The following is a 21,636-nucleotide window of genomic DNA, read 5'->3' on the forward strand; positions in this document are numbered from 1 at the left end:
GCAAGTTCGTTGTAATGGTCCGACAAGGATAGCGCGGCTCAAGGCCTGCCCGTCGGCATCACCCACCTAGTCGGGGTTATGGACCGCAGCCGCATCGCCTATCCCGAATACGGTGGCGCCAAGAGGTCACGGGCGAAATCAAAAAAGGCCCGCCTAAGCGAGCCTTTCACTACGTGCTAAACGAAATGCTGGACCTAGTTTCCGCCGTCCCGCTGGTCGGAAGCACGACCTCCACAGCTGGAACCATCTTTCGCACGCTGCCACGAATGATCGCAGCTACCCGCAAAAGACTGTGTTGTCAGAGATGCTAAGACGATGAAAGCAGCAACAACAACTTTTGACATGTAATCCCTCCTAAGATGATTCGCGTTATGGTTTTACTGCATCGAGGTCGTGATTACACATACTTTTTCTTAAGTCAGAGCTTATATTCAAGCAAAACGCGGAATTGGTTATCGCGCCGTCAATGCCCTCAACAATAACTGTGACGCTTTTAGACACTTTGCTATCAGCCCCTTCCTGCCTAAAAAGCTTCACCCCGGGAAACATCCATGCCCGATCGCCATATTTCTCCGGCAATCATTGCGTCGAGCACCGTTCGCTGTCGCTTGGTTGGCCTGTGGGCATGCTCCGCATCATTCCGATGAGGTCCTCCATAAATTCTCTTGCCTGCTCACGCCCGCAGTCGTGAACCGGCGAATGGTGGTGCATGCAGGTGAAGAACCGGCCTTCTTCACCTGCATGCCTGCGGAACGTTGGCAGCCACCGCTGTTGGGGTGACAGTGGCGCAGATGTCGTCGCGCCTTAAACCAGCGCGCTTGATCGTGCGAACCCCTACGCAGATAATGCTTCCGGTAAACCGCGGAAATCCGATCTCGCCAAGGGCCAGCGCCGCGCTTCATTGCCTGGCGTTTGCATCCAGCTTGGCGCATTCGACCGACAAGGGCTTGCTCATCACCCTGGAGGACCTTCAGGAGCCTCACTACGCGTGTGCGACACTGTTTTTCATCTTTGTCAGTTCGACGACATACCCCGGGATTTCTTCAACCGCCATTTATCTCTCTAAGTACCTGCGGCAGTAACCGATTTCGTGTTCCGCCATCTCGCTGCTCAATTGGCACGACGCTTGCTGGAGTTTCTGGAGCTGCGGCAGCGACGCCCGCAGCTTGGCGCCTACAGAAAACTAGAAGGAAGCAAGATAGTGTTTAGCTTTCCGCGCAGCCTGCGAACGCTGGTAACCACGGTAGTCATCCTTTGCGAACTGTCGAAGGCGGCCGCGGCTCATGTGATTGATCACGATAAGGTGCAAGGGTTTCCCGACAGCGCCACCAACAGCTTGCTCAAGACCTTCCAGCCCTTCCTCAAAGTCTTCAACGGCTGTGTCCCTTTCCCGGCCGTTGATGCCGCCGGAAACGTAAGCGGTGGTCTAAAACCCTCGGGTGCGATGGACGGCCATTGCTCGAAAAGCACCGGACAGGTCTACGGCCGAGCGCAAATGTTCAGGGGCCAGTGCGCAAACATGTACGCTTGGTACTTTCCCAAGGAGCAGAACGTCGACGGGCCCGGCAACCGTGGGCACCGGCATGGTTGGCAAAACATCATCGTCTGGACCGAGACTTGTAACACCCAGGCACGGGTCATCTCGGTCAGCTACTCGGCCCATGGGTTTTACGATCAGTCGACAACTCCGTTCATGAAAGGAACACATCCGCTGGTAGGCTATCAGCGCGACCCATTCCCGCTCAACCCATCGCTCGTTGATACTGATATTCAAGGCGGGATGCAGCCTGCGATCAGCTGGTTCGACCTGACACCCGAAGCGCGGAACACACTTGAGACCTACGACTTTGGTAAGGGGGTGCCGTTCAACGAGTATAACTACCTCTTCAATCTATCCAAGGGCCGCCTGTAAGTAGGCGGCAAGGCAGAGGCTTCTCCGTCTCTGTCGTCCGCAGAACAAACCGAACGACGGGGCTTCTGAGAAGGTGGCGATAAACGGTTGTTGCTTCTGTTAGCAGCTAACGCACCTCTGCCCCGCTTATTATCGTGCATAGATGCCGGGAATCGCGTACCGGTTGTCGAAACTGGGAGGATACTTTGACAATTTGCATTGGCATCAAAGCGAACGAGTGCATAGTCTTCGTGGCAGATAGCGCTACGTCCCTTGCTTCGCTTGGACCCAACGGGGAGCCGATTGTAAACAGGGTCTATAATCATGCGGACAAAGTTTTCAATCTATTTCGAGGTCAGCCTATCGTCGCAATGACGTGCGGCTTGGGGAACTTTGGCACAGAGTCCATCGCGACAATCACAAAGGCCGTCCGGCGCAAGTTGATGTCCGGAGAGACGCCGATCAGTAGTGAAAATTACACGATCGAGAACGTAATTAACTACTGTTACGACGTGTTTCTCGAAAAATTCAACGCTCTCGATCCCGGAATTCAGGCCAGCACAACCTTCGAGTTTTTCGTGGGAGGGTTTTCGCACGACAACGGCGGAAACGAGGTTTGGAAGTTTGCTTTTTCCAAGGGGCAGGTCCTTCCTCCCGCCTGCATATCCAGCGTCGACCAATGCGGGATCATCTGGGCAGGTCAGCCCGAGGCGTGTGTCCGGCTGGTGCTCGGGATATCGTCTCAAACCATCAATGTGTTGAAAAACGCCGGCCTTGACGACGCGCAAGCTTCGCAACTGGTTCAAAATCTAATACAGGCATCAGAAGCTCCACTGCTGGAGCCCTCTATGCCTGTAATCGATGCGATCCGGCTGGGCGAATTTCTGGCACAAACGACGGCCTCGTTCGTTAAGTTTCTGCCTGGAGCCGACACCGTCGGTGGTGACCTAGATGTCGCCACGGTTACGAAGTATGAAGGCTTTCGCTGGATAAAGAGAAAACACTTCTATCCCAACCACCTAAATGGAGTGACGGACCATGCCAGCTGACGATAGGAAAGTGGCGAAATTGGAATCTCGGCCGATCAAGCCGATCTCGATGCCAGAATACCACTACCAGGATCATGTCTTAAGCGAGCATTTTTCCGCGGATTATACTCGAAAAGATCAGAAGGAGCCTGACCTCGATCTCAAGGGCGTTTCACTCAATTTGCTCTGATAAACCCCAGGAAGGAAACCCGCTTCGGCGGTTTTTTCGCCTGTCATTCACCAGTCGCTCGCTTGTTGAAGTCTTCTACAGCCCCATTGTATTCAGATGTTGCACTCTCGTTGTCGTCACGAGCCTTTCTTACGGCGGCCTCGGCTTCATCGTTGTTGCAGCCAATGAAACGCTCGACGTCGTCTTTGTAGGAGTCCATCTCCCGTTTGCAGCGATCGAAATCCCACTCATCATCAAACCCGCCGTAACTGCTTGCACAGGAGGGGGCGCTCGGCTCGGAACAGTAGGCAAAAACATCTGAACCGGAGAGCGTCGTCACCGCGCCGACGAGGGCGGCTATTGCGAGATTTCCGAAACGTCTCATTACCATCCTCCTGGGCGTGACATGGCACTTCTATTCCCGCACAGGCTCCCGTCCGCGGCGCCGGCATTGCGCATCCGTAGCGCGGCCCGACGAAGCATGATCCGCAGATCCGGCCGCGAGATATCTGCGATCCGATCGGCGGCGTCCTCGAGAAGGGTGGCGGTGTCGGTCATCGTCATGGCTTCACTCCCGCACGGCCATCACGGAACGACACATCCGATTGGAGTCCACTGCTCCCCCGGTTCTAGATCGGACTCCTCAATTTCGACGCCGCTACTTTCGATCAATTGGAAGCAAAATTTCGTCGCGCCCTCCTTTGTCCACCATCTGCGCGAGATCTGAACTTTGTCAGTTGTGATGTCGTATTGTTGGACTTGGTAGACCTTGACCTTCGTCATTTAATCCTCCTCGACGCCTGGGTATTCCCACCGCTTATCGCCTTCCGCGACACGGTATCACCACCCGCAAGGCTTGCAAGGCTAGTGCCGATAGAACCCCATCGGCTGTGGAAAAGGAGGAAAATCACCCATTGTGATTGGAAATTGGTCCGGAACTCCTTCTGAATTGCAGGCAGGAGATAGCGCTATGTCACTTTCCGACCACGCCCGAAATGCAGCAAGCGCAGTGCGCGCGCGAAAGCGAGTACGCAAGGAGGGATTTAACATGCGGGGAGAGAAGCTCTGGAGTGAGGACGAAATCGAAATCGTCCGTCACCTGGCTCCCGACTATGATGCCATCTGTAAACTCATTCCGCACCGAACGCGAAGAGCGATCCGCGCGCAGGCGTCCGTCCTGGGAAGGGCACATAAGCGCCACCGCTGGACCGGCGCGGAAGTCGCGCTTTTGCGCAGGCTCTATCCCAATGCCAGCAGGGAAAAGCTTTGTGAAAGTTTCCCGGGTGTCAGCTGGAGGGCCATCTGCGCGGTTGCTCGATACCACGGCTTTCGTCGCGCTCGGAAGCCCTATGTGCTGACAGGGGTCACGCCTTTAGACGACATCCGGGCGAAGTGTTTCGAAATTCACTGGACGATGGCCGATCTGGATGAGGCAGCGGGCACCAAAGGTTATTTTGCACGTGCTCGATGGGGTAGGAAGACTGTCAACTACAAGGCGATTGGACGCGCAATCCAGAGCCTAGATGGCGTCATCAACATTCAGTGGCTGGAATAGACACGGTTGGGCGCATCTTCACCGCACTAGACGATGAAGTGAGGCAACTTGGAAAGATCATCCTCGTAGGGCTTGGTTGATTTGTCGTCTTCGGTGTTGGCTGGATCAGGCGGCGTTTTTCGACGCGACTTCAGATAATTAGCTATAGCCCGTTTCAGCTCGATCTGCCACGTTCCCAAGCTGATCTCCGTCCGTTCGCCCTGTCGGCTGTTGTGACCAGAACGGTCCTCCGCTACCAACTCTCATTGCAGAATTGGCGATTTTTGCGGCTTGCTTCGAGCCGGTGCCGGCAGCCGCGGCAGTGCATCGGCAGCAGCGCAAACAGGCCTGCGGCCGGCAAAGCCGGTCAGCTTCCGATCAGCAGGATTTCCGCTAAGGCGCATCGCGTCAAACTTGATTCATGCGACGGCTTTAGCTCTTAGTTTTCACGCATGTCGTTGCCGCAAAACCGCGGCACACTTTTGCGCGACATGCTTTAGCGCCGAAGACAGGACTATTGCGTCAGAAGCAATATTGGCAGCTTCATCGTCCAAAGGTTGGATGCGGCAGCGATAATAATAGCCCATACGGCAAGCGAGAACGTCACCGCCGCTAACTTGACCCCGACTGGCTGCATCATTTCCTCCGTCCCAGCACCCGTGTCCTCCTCGGACATTCTCATGCTAGCAAACACGCAGGTCCGTCCGCTATCGCAAGAAATTGGTACTAGGCAGGCGGCTACAGTGTGAGGATGCTTCCCGCGGGTAACGCTCGTGGTTATTCTTCACCATGGCAAACCGCTTCGGCCCCCTGACCTCTGGAACATCACCTCGTTTGCGATGCGGGTCGGAAGGCCGCACCATTTGTTCATCCGGCACGACACTCAAACGATGAAATGAAAGTTGTCGTATTGTGCGCCATAATAATCCGGGCCGCTCGTTTCGGTAATGACCGGCTCGGTGTCGAGCACGAGAGAGTCGATTTCGCCGTAGGCGCTGAGATCGATCACTTGCGGGTCATGAATGCTGTCGGCGGTCACGTTGACCGTGACCAGGAATACGGTATCGCCATTCAGCTTGCCTTCGATCGTTAAAACGTTGTCGTAGTCCGATGTGCCGTTTGCCACGCTGAATTGCTCGATCTGGAAGGTGCCGCCATCAGCGGCTTGGATGGGTGTCCAGAACACGCCCCCTGCGAGGTAATGGTTGCCGTCGGCTTCCTTATGTACCGTTGCATCATCACCATCGTGCCAAGCGCCCCAATCGAAGCCTTTGTAACCCGTGGGGAAGTCGTGTTTGCCGACATCCTCGAAATTGACGAAGACGTCGCCGCGTTCCGGCAAGTCGACCGCGATATTGAGCAAGCCGAAGTCGGTGGCGCCTTTGCCATCCGATATCTTGAAATTGAATTGGTCCACGAGTTGATCGCCCGGGCCGAGCGCTGCAACCACCGGGTTGGAGTGATCGAGTTCATAGGTGTAGTTGCCGTTGGAATAGACGGTCAGCGTGCCGTATTTTCCCTCGATTGTCGTCGTCGTGGCGGGTCCATCCGGATCGGCCGGCTGCGGAATTCGCTGTCCGTTCACGAAGTTGAGACGCACCCGATCTCCGTCGGCATCTGTGGAACTGGTGCTGTCCAGGATGTTGCCGTCGATCGGGTTGTCGATGTTGAAAATAGACTGGTATACGTCACCTGCGACCGGCTTGTGATTTGCCATTTCTACCTCCCGTGTGATTTTAAATTCGACTATGCAACCCTGTCGGGTGTATGGCAACCCAAATTGCTGGGAGGGTCAGAGCAGTTCCGGTCAATCCCATGAATTTTCGGCCGGCTGTAGCTCAAACACCCAAGTAAAGAAGGTGCAGGAACCAGGGTTTTACGTCTTGTCCTGCGCTGCTGCGGCACGGTCGACCATCATGTTTCTCGCCTCTTCAGGCGATCCATCAATTCGGTCGGCAGGAAACTTTCGGTCAGGATAATATTGGCAGGTCGATGATGACGTCGTGATGACGATATACTGCATGAATGGCCAAGCTCAATCTGGAAGGCGGAGCGGGGTCACCGACGGCCCCGACTTCGGCCGGCTATCAATCAATGCAGACCGCCAACGCCCAGCAGGCTCTCGACAGCCTCATGATCCTTGGTGAGGTTCGCAGGCGTTCCCGCCCAGGCTAGTCTGCCCCGTTCGAGAACGACGACCTGATCAGCGAAATCAAGCGCGCTCTGGATGCGCTGTTCCACAAGCACGATGGTCATGTCGCCTGTCTTGGCGAGCACGGCGAAGGCGGCCATCAGTTCCTCGCAGATAACCGGCGCCAGGCCCTCCAGCGGCTCGTCGAGCAGCAGCACGGACGGGCGGCCGAGAATGGTGCGGGCGGTGGAGAGCATCTGCTGCTCGCCGCCGGAGAGCTGGCTGCCGAGGTTGCGGTGACGCTCCTTCAGGCGCGGGAACATGGCATAGGCTTCCTCAAGCGCCGTTTTCGGCCGCGCCTTCAGGCCGACGAAGAGGTTTTCCTCGACCGTCAACGTCGGGAAGACGCAGCGCGTCTGCGGAACGTATCCGAGACCCTTATGCGCCCGTGCGGCACTTGGCGCGGTGGTGACATCGGAATCGCCGAGGCGGATGTAGCCTTCATAGCGCCTGGTCTGGCCGGCAAGCGTCGCGAGCAGCGTGGTCTTGCCCATGCCGTTGCGGCCGAGCACGGCAAGCCGGGCGCCGGCCGGTATGGAGAAGGAAATGTCTTCGAGCACGCGCGTCGGCCCATACCCGGCCGACAGATTTTCGACCTCAAGCGACAGGGCTGGCATTGGCATAGCTCCCGAGATAGGCCTCGCGCACGCGCGCATCCTTAGTAACGTCTTCAGGCCGGCCATCGAAGATGATGGCGCCGGCCGCCAGCACGATGACGCGCCTGGCAAAACGGAAGACAAGGTCCATATCGTGTTCGATCATGAGGACGGCGAGATCGGCAGGCAGATCGGCAAGCGCCTGCTCGATGCGGCCGGTATCGCTTTGCGGCACGCCGGCTGCCGGCTCGTCGAGCAGCAGCACCTTCGGCTTCAGCGCCAGCGCCACGGCGATCTCGAGAAGCCGCTGCTGGCCATAGGCGATTTCGCTGACCTTGCGATGCATCAGCGGCGTCAGCCCGAGCTTTCCCAGGAGATCGTCGACCTCCGCCATGACCTCGGGCATATGCAGGAAATTGCCGAACATACGTCCGCTGCGTCCGTCCCGCTGAAGAACAGCGAGCCCGACATGTTCGGCCGGTGTCATATCCTGGAAAAGCCGTGTCACCTGGAAAGATCGCACCAGACCGCGTTTGACCCTGCCGATAGCATCGACCTTCGTCACCCTCTCGCCGCCGAGGCGGACCTCGCCGGAATCGGCGGCGAGGTTGCCGGTGACGAGATTGACGAAAGTGGTCTTGCCAGCGCCGTTCGGGCCAATCAGCGCGATGCGGTCGCCTGGAGACATCGCCAGCGACACATCATGGGTGACGGCAAGGCCGCCAAAGGCTTTCCTGAGATTGACAACTTCGAAGACCGGGCTCATGCGCGTGCCTCCTTGCGACGGCGGACGAAGGCGGCAGCCGTGCCGAACAGGCCTTTCGGCGCGAAAAGCACGACGGCGATCAGCAGCGCGCCGACCATGGTCAGCCAGTGGAAGGGATTGGCGGCCGAGACATAGTCCTCGAAGAGCATGAAGATGACCGTGCCGGAGAGCGCGCCGAAGAGAGAGCCGGTACCGCCGAGCACGAGCATGACCAACGCTTCGGCAGATTGGGTGAAAGACAGGCTGTCGAGGCCGACGACCTGCGTCGAGATCGCATTCAAGGCGCCGCCGACCCCAGCCACGGCGCCCGAAATGACGTACATCCTGATGAGCGCCGCCTTCGGCGAAGCACCCATGGCGCGGATGCGCAGCGGGTCCTGCTTTATGCCGCGGCAGAGCATGCCGAAGGGCGAGCGGACCAGGATTCTGAGCAGCACGAAGACAACAAGCAGCAGCGCCATGCCGAAGAAAAAGGTGGTTTGACCGTAAAGATCGAACTCGAAAATGCCGAAGATCGGATCCGGCGCGATGCCGGAAAGTCCATCGCTGCCTCCCGTCCATGACGACGCTTTGTTGGCGAATTCGTGGAAGAGGTTGATGAGTGCAATCGACAGCACAAGCTGCGGCAGCCCATGCGCCCGCAGAATGATTACGCCGCTGAGCAGCCCGGCAATGGCGCCGCCTGCAATGCCGGCTAGCATCATCAGCAGCGGATCATTGATGCCGTAATGCGCCGACAGGATCCCGGCGGCATAGGCGCCGGAGCCGAAGAGCGCGGCATGGCCGAGCGTTGCGACGCCGCAATAACCGGTCACCAGATCGAGCGACAGGACGAGCAGCGCGATCGTGATCATCCGGGTCAGAAGCGCCAGATTATCAGGGAAGGCGAAATAGCCGATTGCAGCGATGACCGTCATCACCGCTATTCCGATGAGATCGTGGCCGAGAGCCCCGCGCCGATGCCGAAGACGTCCGTTTTCGTTGTTCACCACGAGCACCATCTCACTTCGTCCTTCCGGCAAGGCCGCGCGGGAAAACACAAATGATCGCGATCACCGCGAGATAGAAGAAGAATTCGCCGAATTCAGGCATCAGATAACGTCCCGTCGTATCGATTGCCCCAAGCAGCAGGCAGGCGATCAGCGCGCCCGAAATGGAACCCGCGCCGCCGACGGAGACGACGACCAGGAAGGTGACCATGTAGCGCAACGCGTAGTAGGGCTCGACCGGCAGGAGTTCGGCGCCGACCACGCCGCCAAAAGCGGCAAGCCCGACGGCGACGGCAAAGCTCACTGCGTAGATGATCTCGGTGCGCACGCCGAGTGCCGCAGCCATTGCCGCATCGTCCACGGAGGCGCGCAGCTTGACGCCGAAGCTGGTCCTTTCGATCGCAAACCAGAGCCCCAGTGCAACAGCCAGGCCGCAAAGAATGACGAAAAGCCGGTGAACGGGAATGGTGCGGAAGCCGAGATCGGCTGATCCCTGCAGCGCGGCCGGAAGCGGTATGGTCTTCAGCGTCGGCCCCATCGCGTAATTGGCGATGCCGATGACGCAGAAGGTGATGCCGATCGTCATCAGCACCTGGGTCAGCTCCGGCGCGCCGTAGATCCGGCGGTAGAGAAAACGCTCCAGCGGGATCGCGACGAGGATCGTGACGACGATGGCGGCGATGACCGCTACCGCATAAGCGAGGCCGAGATCGCGGGCGGCATAGGAGGCGATATAGCCTCCGATCATCGCGAAGGCGCCGTGCGCCAGGTTGACGACCCGCATCAGCCCCATGGTCACGGAAAGTCCGATCGATATGACGAAGAGCACCATGCCATAGGCAAAAGCGTCGACGGCTATGCTGAAGACTGTCTGCATGGAAATACCTTGCTACGATGCGACGGGCGCGGGTTGCCCCGCGTCCGCCGCCTATCACGATGCCGGACGTTACTTGGCGGCGGCCAGGCCCGGATCGCCTTGCTTCTCGAAGGTCTGGACCTCCTTGTTGATGTAGGTCCCGTCATCGGCCTTGGCGACTTCGCGAAGATAGATGTTCTGCGTGATGTGACGGCTTTCGGGGTCGATCGAAACCGGGCCGCGCGGGCTTACCCAGGCAAGACCCTTCACCGCATTGACCGCCTTTTCGGCATCCTGCTTGCCGCCCGTCGCCTCGATCATCTTGTAGATGACATACATGCCGTCATAGGCGCTGACCGCGGGGAAGGAGAGTTCGGCCTTGTTGCCGATCGCCTTGGCGGCGGCCTCGACGAAAGCCTTGTTCTCGGGCGAGTCGTGCGATACGGCATAATGGAAGGTCGTCTGGATGCCGAGTGCGGCGTCACCTAGCGCCGGCAGGTCGGATTCCTGCGTCAGATCTCCCGGCGCAAAGAACTTGATACCGGCGGCCTTCAGGCCGTTTTCATTGTAGGCCTTGACGAAGCCAAGCGTCGTCGGGCCGGAGGGCAGGAAGGCGAAGACGCCTTCCGCGCCGGAATCCTTGATGCGCTGCATGATCGGGCTGAAGTCGTTGGTTGCGAGCGGCATGCGGATCGCCTCGACCACTTGGCCGCCGGCCTTTTCGAAGCCGGTCTTGAAGGCATTCTCGGCGTCGATGCCCGGGCCGTAATCGCTGACGACCGAGATCACTTTCTTGACGCCCGCGTCGAAGGCGACCTTGGCGATTGGCGTCGAGGTCTGCCAGGTGGTAAACGAGGTGCGCACGACCAGCGGGCTCTTGGTGACGATCGCCGAGGTGGCGGCGTTCATGATGACCATCGGCACATTGCCCTGCTTTAGGATCGGCGTCACCGCCATGGCATCGGGGGTGAAATAGAAGCCGGCCAGATACTGGACCTTCTCCTTGACGATCAGTTCCTGCGCCAGAGCCTTGGATTGGGCAGGATCGGCCTGCGGCACGTCGCGATAGACGATCTCGACCGTGTCGTTGCCGACCTTGCTGCCGTTGACCGCCACATAGGCGTCGATGCCGGCCTTGAAGTTCTTGCCCTGAAGGGCGAACGGACCGGAGAACGGGCCGATGACGCCGACCTTGATGGTGTCGGCATGGGCAACGCTGCTGAGCACGATTGCCGCAAGCGCGGCGAGAACGAGCTTCTTCATGGTTTTGATTCCTCCCTTTCAATATGCGGACCTCGATGGTTCGCACCAGTCTCAAATCTTCCTGTCAGAATGGCAGTCCCACATAGTTTTCCGCGAGCGCCGTCGAGGCCGCACGGGAATGGGTGAGATAATCGAGCTCCGCCTCCTGGATCTTCTGGTCGAAATCGCCACTATCGGGAAAACGGTGCATCATCGTCGTCATCCACCAGGAAAACCGCACCGCCTTCCACACGCGGGCAAGCGCGGTCTGCGAATAGGTGTCGATGCCGTGGTCCGAGCCTTTGCGGTAATGCTCGATCAGTCCGGAGAAAAGATAATGGACGTCGCTGGCCGCAAGGTTCAGCCCCTTGGCGCCGGTCGGCGGCACGATATGCGCGGCGTCGCCGACGAGGAAGAGCCGGCCGAAACGCATGGGCTCGGCGACGAAGGAGCGCAATGGCGCGATCGATTTCTCGAAGGAGGGCGCCGTCATCAGCGCTTCGGCATGATGCGCCGGCAGACGCCTTCTGATTTCGTCCCAGAAGCGGTCATCACTCCAGTCCTCTACCTTCTCGTCGAGCCCGCATTGGATGTAATAGCGGCTGCGCGTGGCCGAGCGCATCGAACAGAGCGCAAAGCCCCTCGGATGGTTGGCGTAGATCAGCTCATGGCTGACAGGTGCTACGTCGGCAAGCAGGCCCAACCAGCCGAAGGGATAGATCTTTTCGAAGCGCCTGATCGCCCGTTCGGGAACGGCCTTGCGGCTCGCTCCGTGAAAGCCGTCGCAGCCGGCAATGAAGTCGCAATCGATACGCTGCGCGACGCTGTCCTTGGTGTAGGTGACGAAGGTGGAGCGGCCGTCGAAATCATGCGGCGCGACATCGGCGGCATCGTAGATCGACAGGGCGCCGCTTGCTTCGCGGCGCTCCATCAGGTCGCGCGTCACCTCGGTCTGTCCGTAAACGGTGACGCGCCTGCCGCCCGTCAGGTCGTGCAGGTCGATGTGATGGTCACGACCGTCGAAAACCAAGGAGAAGCCGTCATGCGGCAGGCCTTCGGCATGCAGCCTCGCTCCCGCCTTGGCCTGATCCAGCAGCCCGACCGTGCCTTCCTCCAGAACGCCGGCGCGCACCCGGCCGAGGATGTAATCCTTGTGAACGCGATCGAGAACGACATTGTCGATGCCGGCCTCGGTCAGAAGCTGACCGAGCAGCAGGCCGGATGGCCCCGAACCGATGATGGCGACCTGGGTTCGCAAATGCGTCCTCCCATTTTTGCGTTTTGTCAGATTCTGCCGCGCGGTCCCTGCCGCAGCAATGGACATCCCGGCCAAAAAATTGCACTAATCGAACATTGCGCGGGAGGAGCCCGATGAGCAGGCCTGTACCGACCTACGATCTCTATGGCGAAAATACCGCGCGAGGCCCGGATTTTTGGTTGCATTGCGAAACAATTCGCTCCCGCAGCAGCTTGCATCAATGGGAAATCTGCCTGCACCGCCATGAGAGCTTCTTTCAAATATTGTACATCGAAAGCGGCTCGGGCGATGCGATCTTCGGCGAAAAGAGTCATACCATCCGCCCGCCGGCAATCATCACCGTGCCGCCCGGGCTCAACCACGGCTTTCGCTTTTCGCGCGATATCGACGGTCTCGTCATCACCCTGTTGCGGTCCCATCACCCGCTCGGCGACCGAAGCCAGTTCGGCGAATGGCTGGCGACGCCGCATCTGACACCGCTCGATCCTGACAATGCCGAGGCTGCCTATGTCATGCAGACGTTGCGGCGGCTGGGCGACGAGTTCGAAAATCGCCGCAGCGGCCGCAACGAGACGCTCGGCGCTTACGTTGCTCTGGCGCTGCGGCTGACGGCGAGAATTTCCCATGAGGGAAACAGTTATGAGCTTGTGTCGAATGAGAATGAGCGGCGCATGGAGATACTCAACGAGCTTCTTCAACAACATTTTCGATCGCACAAGCCCGCTTCCTTCTACGCCAGCGAGCTTGGAATTTCGCCGACGCATCTCACCCGCATCGTTCGGTCGACGACCGGCAGTACCCCACACGAGTTGATCGCCGGCAAACTCATCGAGGAGGCAAAACGGCAGCTCGTTTTTACGCTCAGCAGCGTTCAGGAGATCTCCTTCCGGCTCGGCTTTGCCGACCCCGCCTATTTCTCGCGCTTCTTTCTCAAATATACGGGAGAAACGCCGCGGGTCTGGCGCGTGAAAGAGAAGGTTCGGCTCGAGCGCGCATAGGTTTCGGGCATTGACCTACGACGCATTCCCGAGCTCGGATCCGTTATGCCGCCGGCCACGTCCAGTTCTGCACCTCTGGCATGTCCTCGCCATACTCCCTGACATAGTCGTGATGCTTGGCAAGCTGGCCACGGAAGGCGGTGAGTGCATCCGACGCCTTCTCCTTGAGACCCGGGACGCGTTCGATCGCTTCGATGGCGAGGTGGAAGCGGTCGAGTTGGTTGAGGACGGTCATGTCGAAGGGTGTCGTCGTCGTGCCCTCCTCGATGAAGCCGCGGACATGAATGTTGCGGTGGTTGGTGCGTTTATAGGTCAGCCGGTGAATAAGATAGGGATAGCCGTGATAGGCGAAAATCACCGGCTTGTCTGATGTGAAGATCGCATCGAAGGCCTCATCGGTCAGGCCGTGCGGATGCTGATCTTTGGATTGCAGTGCCATCAGATCAACGATGTTGACGGTGCGAATCTTCAGTTCCGGAATGGCCTTGCGCAAAAGGTCGACGGCAGCGAGCGTTTCCAGGGTCGGCACGTCGCCGGCGCAGGCCATGACGAGGTCGGGAGAAATCGTGTCTTCCTCGTTGCTCGCCCAGCGCCAGATGCCGATGCCGGCCTCGCAGTGTTTCACCGCCTCGTCCATCGACAGCCATTGCGGTTCCGGCTGTTTGCCGGCGACGATGACGTTGATGCGATCGTAGGTGCGCAGGCAATGGTCGCCGACCCAGAGCAGGGTGTTGGCATCCGGCGGCAGATAAATGCGGACGATGTCGGCCTTCTTGTTGGCGACGAGATCGACGAAACCCGGATCCTGATGGCTGAAGCCGTTATGGTCCTGGCGCCAGACATGCGACGTCAGCAGATAGTTCAGCGATGAGATCGGCTTTCGCCATTCGAGCTCGCGCGTCACCTTCAGCCATTTGGCGTGCTGGTTGAACATGGAATCGATGATGTGGATGAAGGCCTCGTAGCAGGAGAAGAGGCCGTGCCGGCCGGTCAGCAGGTAGCCTTCCAGCCAGCCCTGGCAGAGATGTTCGGAGAGCACCTCCATGACGCGCCCATCCCGGGAGAGGTTGATATCGTAGGGTTCGATACCTTCCATCCAGATGCGGTCGGTGACTTCGAAGACGCTGCCGAGACGGTTCGATTCCGTCTCATCGGGGCCGAAGATACGGAAGTTGGCAGCCTCCGCGTTGCGCTTCATCGTGTCACGCAGGTAATGGCCGAGGATCTCCGTCGACTGCACCATGGCGCTGCCGCGCTTGCCGATATCGACCGCATAGTCGCTTATATCGGGAACATCGAGTTCTTTGCGAAGCAAGCCGCCATTGGTGTGGGGATTGGCGCCCATGCGACGTTTGCCGGCAGGGGCGAGTGCCCGCAACTCGGGCTTGAGCCGGCCGTCGGCGCCGAAAAGATCTTCCGGATCGTAGCTGCGCATCCAATCCTCGAGGATATTACGATGGCCATCGTTTCCGCGGCAGTTGGATACCGGCACTTGATGAGCGCGCCAGAAGCCTTCCACTTTCTTGCCGTCGACCTCCTTCGGGCCCGTCCAGCCCTTGGGGCTACGCAGCACGATCATCGGCCAGCGCGGGCAGCCCTTCGCGGCCTGACCGTTGCGGGCATGCTTCTGGATCTCGCGGATGCCGTCGAAGACCTGGTCCATTGTCGCCGCCATCTGCTGATGCATGTCGTGCGGCTCGTGTCCTTCGACGAAGAAGGGTTCGTAGCCGTAGCCTTCGAAGAGGCGCCGGAGGTCATCGTCACCCGCACGGCCGAGAATCGTCGGGTTGGCGATCTTGTAGCCGTTCAGATGCAGGATCGGCAGCACGGCGCCGTCGCGGGCAGGATTGAGGAATTTGTTGGAATGCCAGCTGGCGGCCAGCGGCCCGGTCTCGGCCTCGCCATCGCCGACGACGCAGGCGACGATCAGATCGGGGTTGTCAAAGGCTGCGCCATAGGCATGGACGAGGGCGTAGCCGAGTTCGCCGCCCTCGTGAATGGAACCGGGGGTTTCTGGCGCTGCATGGCTCGGGATGCCGCCCGGGAAGGAGAATTGCCGGAAAAGCTTGCGCATGCCTTCGGCGTCCTCGGATATGTCAGGGTATAGCTCGCTGTAGCTGCCTTCGAGATAGGTATTGGCGACCATACCAGGCCCGCCATGGCCGGGGCCGCATATGTATATGACGTCGAGATCGCGGGCGCGGATCAGACGGTTTAGATGCGCATAGACGAAGTTGAGGCCGGGTGTCGTGCCCCAGTGGCCGAGCAGGCGGGGCTTGATGTGCTCCGGTTTCAGCGGCTCGCGCAGCAGGGGATTGGCAAGCAGATAGATCTGCCCGACCGAGAGATAATTGGCGGCTCGCCAATAGCGGTCGGTCAGGGTGAGTTCGGCGTCGGTCAGGGCGGCGGTCGAGACATGCTTCTCCATGGGTTTCTCCCGTTCGAAAACGTCTTTAACGCTTGTTCTACCGGCTGGCGCCGGCATGTTGTTTGATCTCGATCAGCCAGTGCCAAGAATGGACAGCGCCTCGTCGGCGATAACCTGCTCCTCATCGGTGGCGATGACGTGGGCGGTGATACGACTTTCCCCGGTGCTGATCGTGAATTCATTGGCGATATTGGCCTTTTCGTCGACCGCAAGGCCGAGCCAGGAGAGCCGTTTCGCTACGCCGGCGCGGATCTCCGGCTGATGCTCGCCGATACCAGCAGTGAAGACGACTGCATCAAGGCCGCCGAGCGTTACAGCCATGCGGCCGATTTCGCCGGCAATGCGCAGCGTGAAGAGGTCGATTGCCTGGCGCGCCTCCGGCCGTGTGTCGTTCAAAAGGTCGCGGATATCGGCGCTGATGCCGGAGACCCCGAGCAGGCCGGAGCGGTGATAGAGCAGATCTTCGATCTCTTCGAAGGATTGTTTCCGCTGACCGGCTAGATGCAGAATGACGCCGGGATCGAGTGAGCCCGGGCGCGTCGCCATCGGGATGCCGTCGAGCGTCGAAAAGCCCATGCTGCAGTCGCGGCTGACGCCTTGATCGAGCGCACAGAGGCTGGCGCCGCTGCCGAGATGGGCGACCACTGCCTTTGCCGCTTGCGGCGCCTTGCGGGTTAGCTCGCCGGCGATGAATTTATAGGAAAGGCCATGAAAGCCGTAACGCTTGATGCCTTCCGCATGCAACGCACGAGGAATGGCGAAGCGGCGAACGAGATCGTCCTGCGTGGCATGGAAGGCGGTGTCGAAGGACGCCGTCTGGGCAAGATGCGGTTTCAGATGCGTGAGCGCTCGGATGAACCGCAGCGCCTGCGGCTGATGCAGGGGTGCCAGCGGCGTCAGCGCATCGACGCCATCGATTGCGGCTGCGTCGAGGGCGATTGCACCGGTGAAACGGTCGCCGCCATGGACGACGCGGTGGCCGGCGGCGCGGGTGGCGGCAATGTCGAAATGATCGGCGAGAAGTCCGAGGACCTCATCGATAACGCCGTGCAGGTCTTCCGTCACCTCGGCCTTCAACGGCATGTCGACCGTCTGCGCTCCCTGGCTCAGACCGAGCGAGCGCGGTTCGGCGCGGAAATCGATCACCCCCTTGCCGATTCGCCGCGCCTCGCCGCCATCCATGGCGAAGATGCCGATCTTGATCGTGGAGGAGCCGGCATTGAAGGTCAGGAGGAAGTCGGTCGATGACATGATCTTCGGGGCTCCGCGCAGTCGTCACGATGACCGAACTTAGGGTCGGGGCAGCGGACGGAAAGGCATCTGTTCGCCCGTCGCATGTTTTCTCCCTGCACATCCTATATCATCCTGTCCGGCTGGGAATGTGACGCGGCATCTCACAGGATGCGCCGGGCGGCAAGTCTGCGACGGCCAATATCGCCTGATGTCAGTGCGTTACGGAGCGGACCCGAACACGTCACGAGAGCTTCATGCTGCGGAACTATTAACAAAAGGCAAACTTGCAAAACGGAATAAGGAACTATGCCATGGCCGATATTGCCCCCAGCCAGGTTCATAGCGACACTTCCCACCCGCTCCACAGCTCAAATTCATCAGGCAAATGGTTCTTGCCGCTCTTCGCGCTCGTTCTGGTCTGCGGTCTTGGATATGTCGCCTATGCACTCGGACGCGACCTGACAACCGCAGTTGCCGTTCCCTGGATTCTGCTCGGCCTTGCGCTGCTGATCGCGCTCGGTTTCGAATTCGTCAACGGTTTCCACGATACGGCCAATGCCGTCGCCACCGTCATCTACACCCGTTCCATGCCGGCCGAATTCGCCGTCATCTGGTCGGGCTTCTTCAACTTCCTCGGGGTGCTGACCTCGAGCGGCGCCGTCGCTTTCGGCATTCTGGCGCTGCTGCCGGTGGAACTGATCCTGCAGGTCGGCTCCGGCTCCGGCCTTGCCATGGTCTTTGCGCTGCTGATCGCCGCGATCGTCTGGAACCTCGGCACCTGGTATCTCGGTCTGCCATCGTCGAGCTCGCATACGCTCGTGGGATCAATCATCGGCGTCGGCCTCGCCAATCAGTTCCTGGCGCCGGCAGGCACGGCGACGAGCGGTGTCGACGGGTCGCAGGCGACCAATATCGGCCTGTCGCTGCTGATCTCGCCGCTGATCGGCTTCGGTCTATCCGCGGTTCTGCTGCTGGTGATGAAGCTTCTGGTGCGCAACAATGCGCTCTATGCCGAACCGAAGGGCAACCAGCCGCCGCCGCTTTGGATCCGCGCGATCCTGATCTTCACCTGCACCGGCGTCAGCTTCGCCCACGGCTCCAACGACGGCCAGAAGGGCATGGGTCTGATCATGCTCATCCTGATCGGCCTGGTGCCGACGGCCTTCGCGCTGAACCGCACGCCTGATGTGAACTATCTCGAGGCCTACAAGTCGGCATCGGTCCAGGTCGAATCCGCGCTCGCCAAATATGTGAAGCCGGGCGTTACCGTCACGGACTACAAGGCGGAGGTCAGCAACGCGGTCAAGAACAAGATCTGGACGGACGCGACGACACCGGCCCTGCAGCAATATATCCATCGGACAAGCGCCGAAGTCGCGGCCTTCCCGACGCTCGAAGCGGTGCCGACCAATCTCGTCGGCAACGTCCGCAACGACATCTACCTGATCGGCGAGGCGCTGAAGCTGATCGACAAGCAGAAGCTGCTACCGATGGATGCCGGCGATCTCAGCGCGGTGACGAACTACCACAAGGCGGTCGACAACGCGACGAAGTTCATCCCGCTTTGGGTGAAGGTGGCGGTCGCGATCGCGCTTGGCCTCGGCACGATGGTGGGCTGGAAGCGCATCGTCGTCACCGTCGGCGAAAAGATCGGCAAGACGCACCTGACTTACGGCCAGGGCGCGGCAGCCGAAGTCGTGGCGATGGTCACCATCGCTTCGGCCGATCACCTCGGCCTGCCGGTCTCGACCACGCATGTCCTGTCGTCAGGCGTCGCCGGCACCATGGCGGCGAACGGTTCCGGCCTGCAATGGTCAACCGTGCGCAATATGCTAATGGCCTGGGTGCTGACCCTGCCGGCCTCGATCGCGATCGCCTTCGTGCTCTTCGTGATCCTGCGCCAAGTTTTTTAAGACATAGCGTCAGGCCGTGGAGGCCAGACTGGCATTGCGATCGCTGATGAAGATGCCCGCCTCGGCGGCGGGCATTGCCTTGCCGAAAAGATAGCCTTGGCCGATGTCGCAGCCAAGCTGCAGCAGGAAGGCAAGCTGGCCGTGCTCCTCGACGCCTTCGGCAGTCGTCTTGATGTTGAGGCTCCGGCCGAGGCCAAGCATAGCGCGGACGATCTTTTCCTGGCGTTCGTCGCCGCGATAGGTGGCGATGAAGCTTTTGTCGATCTTGATCTTGTCGAAATGATAACGGGCGAGCTGGGCCAGACTCGAATAGCCCGTGCCGAAATCGTCGAGCGCGATCTGGATGCCGGCCGCGTGCAGCTCGTCGAGGATGACGGCGGCGACGACGGGATCCTGGATCAGCGCGTTCTCGGTGATCTCCACCTCCAGGCGCTGCGGCGGCAGCCGGCTTGCCGCAAGGACTTTGAGAATACGCGACGTCAGAAGCCTGTCTTCCATCTGCACCGGCGAGACGTTGAAGGACAACATCACATGGTCCGGCCAGGTGAGTGCGTCGCTGCAGGCCTGGGCGAGAAGATCCTCGAACAATGCGGTGATCATCCCGTTTTCCTCGGCGATATCGATGAAAACAGGCGGCGGTATGTTGACGCCATCGTCACTGATCCAGCGCGCCAAGGCCTCGAAGCCGCAGAGCTGACCGGTCTTCAGGTCGATCAGCGGCTGATAAAAGGGTTTGATCGCCTTGCTGGAGATTGCGGCGCGCAATCTGGTTTCCAGCGCTGCGCGTTCCGTGACCTTGTCCTGCATGGCCGGTTCGAAAACGAAATAATGGTTGGGGCCGCGTGATTTCGCCTCGTACATGGCGAGGTCGGCCCGATGAGCGGCATCCTCCAGCGGTTCGGTTCCCTCGGCCCAGCGGTCGTAGCCGACGCTGGCGCCGACTTCGACGGCAAAACCATCGATATGGATCGGCCTGGTGACCGCCTGGATCAGCAGCTTGGCAAAGCGCTCCTCCCGCTGCGCTGTCAGGGCAAAGGCTACAATGATGAATTCGTCGCCGCCGAATCGATAGACGCAATCGGCATTGCCGAGCGCGCAGATCCGCCGGGCAACCTCGATCAGCAGAATGTCGCCCCCCTTGTGGCCGACGAGATCGTTGACTTTCTTGAAGCCGTCGAGATCGACGGAGAAAAGCGTGACGTTCTCGTCCCACTCCTCGATCTGGTCCTCGTCGTCCTTGATCGGCCGTGAGAGGATCTTGCGTTCGAAGGCGTAGCGGTTCGGCAGCTTGGTCAGATGGTCGTGGGTCGCGGTCCAATCGGCCTTCGCCTGGGCGGCGGCGCGCAGTTCCGTTTCCTTGCGCAGGTCGGCGATGCGCAGCACCGAATAGATGAAGCTCATGGCGCCGGCGATGCCAAGCGCCAGAACGAGTTTGTCGGCGCCGTATTCGCCGAAACCGGTCATGAAGAAGACAAGGCTGTCGTCAAGCTGCAAAAGCGCGCCGAGGAGCCAGAGAGTTATCCCAAGCCCGACGATCGATACGCATTGCCTTCCGGCCCTGCTCTGGAAAAACACCGGCATGTGGCCTTCTCCATCTCCACCATCTGCCGAACTATCATGAAAGTCTGAAATGTTCGTTGAAACCAGAAGGCGAATTTTTGGAGGCGGCAGCCTGTTGCTGCACCGTTGAGGGACTGAGGATGCTGAGCCGGGACGGGAAAGAACCAAGGCGAGCGTGCTGGTGCATCGCTCGCCTTTTCTCGTGCTTCAGGCGGTGACGATCAGCAGCGGAACGCTGACGATGAGACCGACCAGAACCGTGATTGTGGCGACACGCATCAAACGCAGACGACGCGTGCGCTCCCCACTCCAATCATATGTCATTCTTCCATCTCCTTGGGAAAGGAAGTAGTCCCGGTCAAACCCGGTTCAATAGAGATGACGCGATTTGCTTGTGTAAGGCTGGATAAAATGAGGAGCCGCTAATACGGAAAGCGCAGAGACCAGCGGCTGCCATTGCTGGTCATGCAAACGATGGCGAGCGGCTCGATATCGCTCCGCCAGAAGGAGGAGTGCGGCGCCTGAAGCACATGGGCGACCGCCGCCCGGATCACGGCCGCGTGGCTGATGGCAATCACATGGCCGCCGAGGGCGGATTCACCGTCCATCCAGCCGGCGACGCGTGTTCTGAGATCAAGAAGGCTTTCGCCACCATGCGGGGCCGCTTCCGGATCGCTCATCCAGGCCACGAGGTTCTCCGGCTCTTCGGCCTCGATCGTTGTGATCGACCTGCCGGCCCAGCGGCCATGGTCGCAGTCACGCAGCGCCTGATCTATCCGGGCTTCGAGGCGGAGCGCGTCAGCGGTCTGGCGGGCGCGCAAAGCGGGGCTGGTGGCGATACGGTCGGCGCGGGGTGGGGCAGCCATCCGGCCGGCGTCTTCCGCCGCCTTGCCTTCCAGCGGTTCGTCAAGTGGGAACAGCGTCTTGCGGCTCGCCGTCGTCGCGCCGTGGCAGATCCAGGTGAGGCGCGTATTCACAGTCTTC

Annotated in this window: 18 protein-coding genes and 1 pseudogene; 5 read left to right on the plus strand and 14 right to left on the minus strand. The window is 59.8% G+C overall.

The features are described 5' to 3' along the window. Window positions 1–1,198 precede the first annotated feature (1,198 nt). On the plus strand, window positions 1,199–1,912 hold the full coding sequence (locus OS035_RS16310) for an NPP1 family protein (protein ID WP_331813909.1): 714 nt from the start codon (window positions 1,199–1,201) through the stop codon (window positions 1,910–1,912). A 422-nt stretch (window positions 1,913–2,334) separates the two neighbouring features. Then, window positions 2,335–2,940: a hypothetical protein gene (locus OS035_RS16315; protein WP_331813900.1), complete on the plus strand. Its 606-nt coding sequence runs from the start codon at window positions 2,335–2,337 to the stop codon at window positions 2,938–2,940. A 212-nt stretch (window positions 2,941–3,152) separates the two neighbouring features. Here OS035_RS16315 and OS035_RS16320 read toward each other — a convergent pair whose 3' ends face one another. From OS035_RS16320 to OS035_RS16330, 3 genes and pseudogenes are all read right to left on the minus strand, one after another. Further along, window positions 3,153–3,473: a hypothetical protein gene (locus OS035_RS16320; protein ID WP_331813901.1), complete on the minus strand. Its 321-nt coding sequence runs from the start codon at window positions 3,471–3,473 to the stop codon at window positions 3,153–3,155. Between the two features lie 56 nt (window positions 3,474–3,529). Then, window positions 3,530–3,652, minus strand: a pseudogene (locus tag OS035_RS16325) (CopG family transcriptional regulator); the annotation flags it as partial. A gap of 21 nt (window positions 3,653–3,673) precedes the next feature. Then, window positions 3,674–3,871: a hypothetical protein gene (locus OS035_RS16330; protein ID WP_331813902.1), complete on the minus strand. Its 198-nt coding sequence runs from the start codon at window positions 3,869–3,871 to the stop codon at window positions 3,674–3,676. Window positions 3,872–4,058: 187 nt separating this feature from the next. Here OS035_RS16330 and OS035_RS16335 point away from each other — a divergent pair, with 187 nt between their 5' ends. Beyond that, window positions 4,059–4,643, plus strand: coding sequence for a hypothetical protein (locus OS035_RS16335; RefSeq protein ID WP_331813903.1), 585 nt, complete (start codon window positions 4,059–4,061; stop codon window positions 4,641–4,643). A gap of 862 nt (window positions 4,644–5,505) precedes the next feature. On the opposite strand, the gene OS035_RS16340 is transcribed toward OS035_RS16335, so the two are convergent. From OS035_RS16340 to pobA, 7 genes are all read right to left on the minus strand, one after another. After that, complete coding sequence (locus OS035_RS16340; RefSeq protein ID WP_097629258.1) at window positions 5,506–6,339, minus strand: VCBS domain-containing protein; 834 nt, start codon at window positions 6,337–6,339, stop codon at window positions 5,506–5,508. Between the two features lie 374 nt (window positions 6,340–6,713). Then, window positions 6,714–7,430: an ABC transporter ATP-binding protein gene (locus tag OS035_RS16345; protein WP_097629259.1), complete on the minus strand. Its 717-nt coding sequence runs from the start codon at window positions 7,428–7,430 to the stop codon at window positions 6,714–6,716. Beyond that, window positions 7,411–8,175 carry an ABC transporter ATP-binding protein gene (locus tag OS035_RS16350; RefSeq protein ID WP_097629260.1) on the minus strand — a complete coding sequence of 255 codons (765 nt, stop codon included), beginning with the start codon at window positions 8,173–8,175 and terminating at the stop codon, window positions 7,411–7,413. Before OS035_RS16350 ends, OS035_RS16345 begins: the two co-directional genes overlap by 20 nt. Then, a complete protein-coding gene (locus OS035_RS16355) occupies window positions 8,172–9,176 on the minus strand; it encodes a branched-chain amino acid ABC transporter permease (protein ID WP_097629261.1) in 1,005 nt (334 codons plus the stop codon). The genes OS035_RS16350 and OS035_RS16355 overlap by 4 nt, the downstream gene beginning before the upstream one ends. A 1-nt stretch (window position 9,177) precedes the next feature. Further along, on the minus strand, window positions 9,178–10,041 hold the full coding sequence (locus OS035_RS16360) for a branched-chain amino acid ABC transporter permease (RefSeq protein WP_097629262.1): 864 nt from the start codon (window positions 10,039–10,041) through the stop codon (window positions 9,178–9,180). Between the two features lie 69 nt (window positions 10,042–10,110). Next, on the minus strand, window positions 10,111–11,283 hold the full coding sequence (locus OS035_RS16365; RefSeq protein WP_097629263.1) for an ABC transporter substrate-binding protein: 1,173 nt from the start codon (window positions 11,281–11,283) through the stop codon (window positions 10,111–10,113). Between the two features lie 64 nt (window positions 11,284–11,347). Next, on the minus strand, window positions 11,348–12,520 hold the full coding sequence (gene pobA, locus OS035_RS16370; protein ID WP_331813904.1) for a 4-hydroxybenzoate 3-monooxygenase: 1,173 nt from the start codon (window positions 12,518–12,520) through the stop codon (window positions 11,348–11,350). 113 nt (window positions 12,521–12,633) lie between these two features. Here pobA and OS035_RS16375 point away from each other — a divergent pair, with 113 nt between their 5' ends. Beyond that, the gene (locus tag OS035_RS16375; RefSeq protein ID WP_097629265.1) at window positions 12,634–13,518 is read left to right on the plus strand and encodes a helix-turn-helix domain-containing protein; all 885 of its coding nucleotides are present in this window, start codon (window positions 12,634–12,636) and stop codon (window positions 13,516–13,518) included. A 43-nt stretch (window positions 13,519–13,561) separates the two neighbouring features. Here the strand turns inward: OS035_RS16375 and OS035_RS16380 are convergent, their stop codons facing one another. Further along, entirely contained in the window at window positions 13,562–15,946 is a 2,385-nt protein-coding gene (locus tag OS035_RS16380) for a phosphoketolase family protein (RefSeq protein ID WP_097629266.1), read from the minus strand. 72 nt (window positions 15,947–16,018) lie between these two features. Beyond that, a complete protein-coding gene (locus tag OS035_RS16385) occupies window positions 16,019–17,197 on the minus strand; it encodes an acetate/propionate family kinase (RefSeq protein WP_097629267.1) in 1,179 nt (392 codons plus the stop codon). Window positions 17,198–17,490: 293 nt separating this feature from the next. Here OS035_RS16385 and OS035_RS16390 point away from each other — a divergent pair, with 293 nt between their 5' ends. After that, on the plus strand, window positions 17,491–19,092 hold the full coding sequence (locus OS035_RS16390; RefSeq protein WP_097629268.1) for an inorganic phosphate transporter: 1,602 nt from the start codon (window positions 17,491–17,493) through the stop codon (window positions 19,090–19,092). A gap of 9 nt (window positions 19,093–19,101) precedes the next feature. Here OS035_RS16390 and OS035_RS16395 read toward each other — a convergent pair whose 3' ends face one another. Both OS035_RS16395 and OS035_RS16400 read right to left on the minus strand, forming a co-directional pair. Then, a complete protein-coding gene (locus OS035_RS16395) occupies window positions 19,102–20,673 on the minus strand; it encodes a putative bifunctional diguanylate cyclase/phosphodiesterase (RefSeq protein ID WP_097629269.1) in 1,572 nt (523 codons plus the stop codon). 401 nt (window positions 20,674–21,074) lie between these two features. Further along, window positions 21,075–21,629 carry a histidine phosphatase family protein gene (locus OS035_RS16400; protein ID WP_097629270.1) on the minus strand — a complete coding sequence of 185 codons (555 nt, stop codon included), beginning with the start codon at window positions 21,627–21,629 and terminating at the stop codon, window positions 21,075–21,077. Between the last annotated feature and the right edge of the window lie 7 nt (window positions 21,630–21,636).

Source organism: Rhizobium sp. 268 (assembly GCF_036571585.1).
GTDB classification, from domain to species: Bacteria; Pseudomonadota; Alphaproteobacteria; order Rhizobiales; family Rhizobiaceae; genus Rhizobium; species Rhizobium redzepovicii.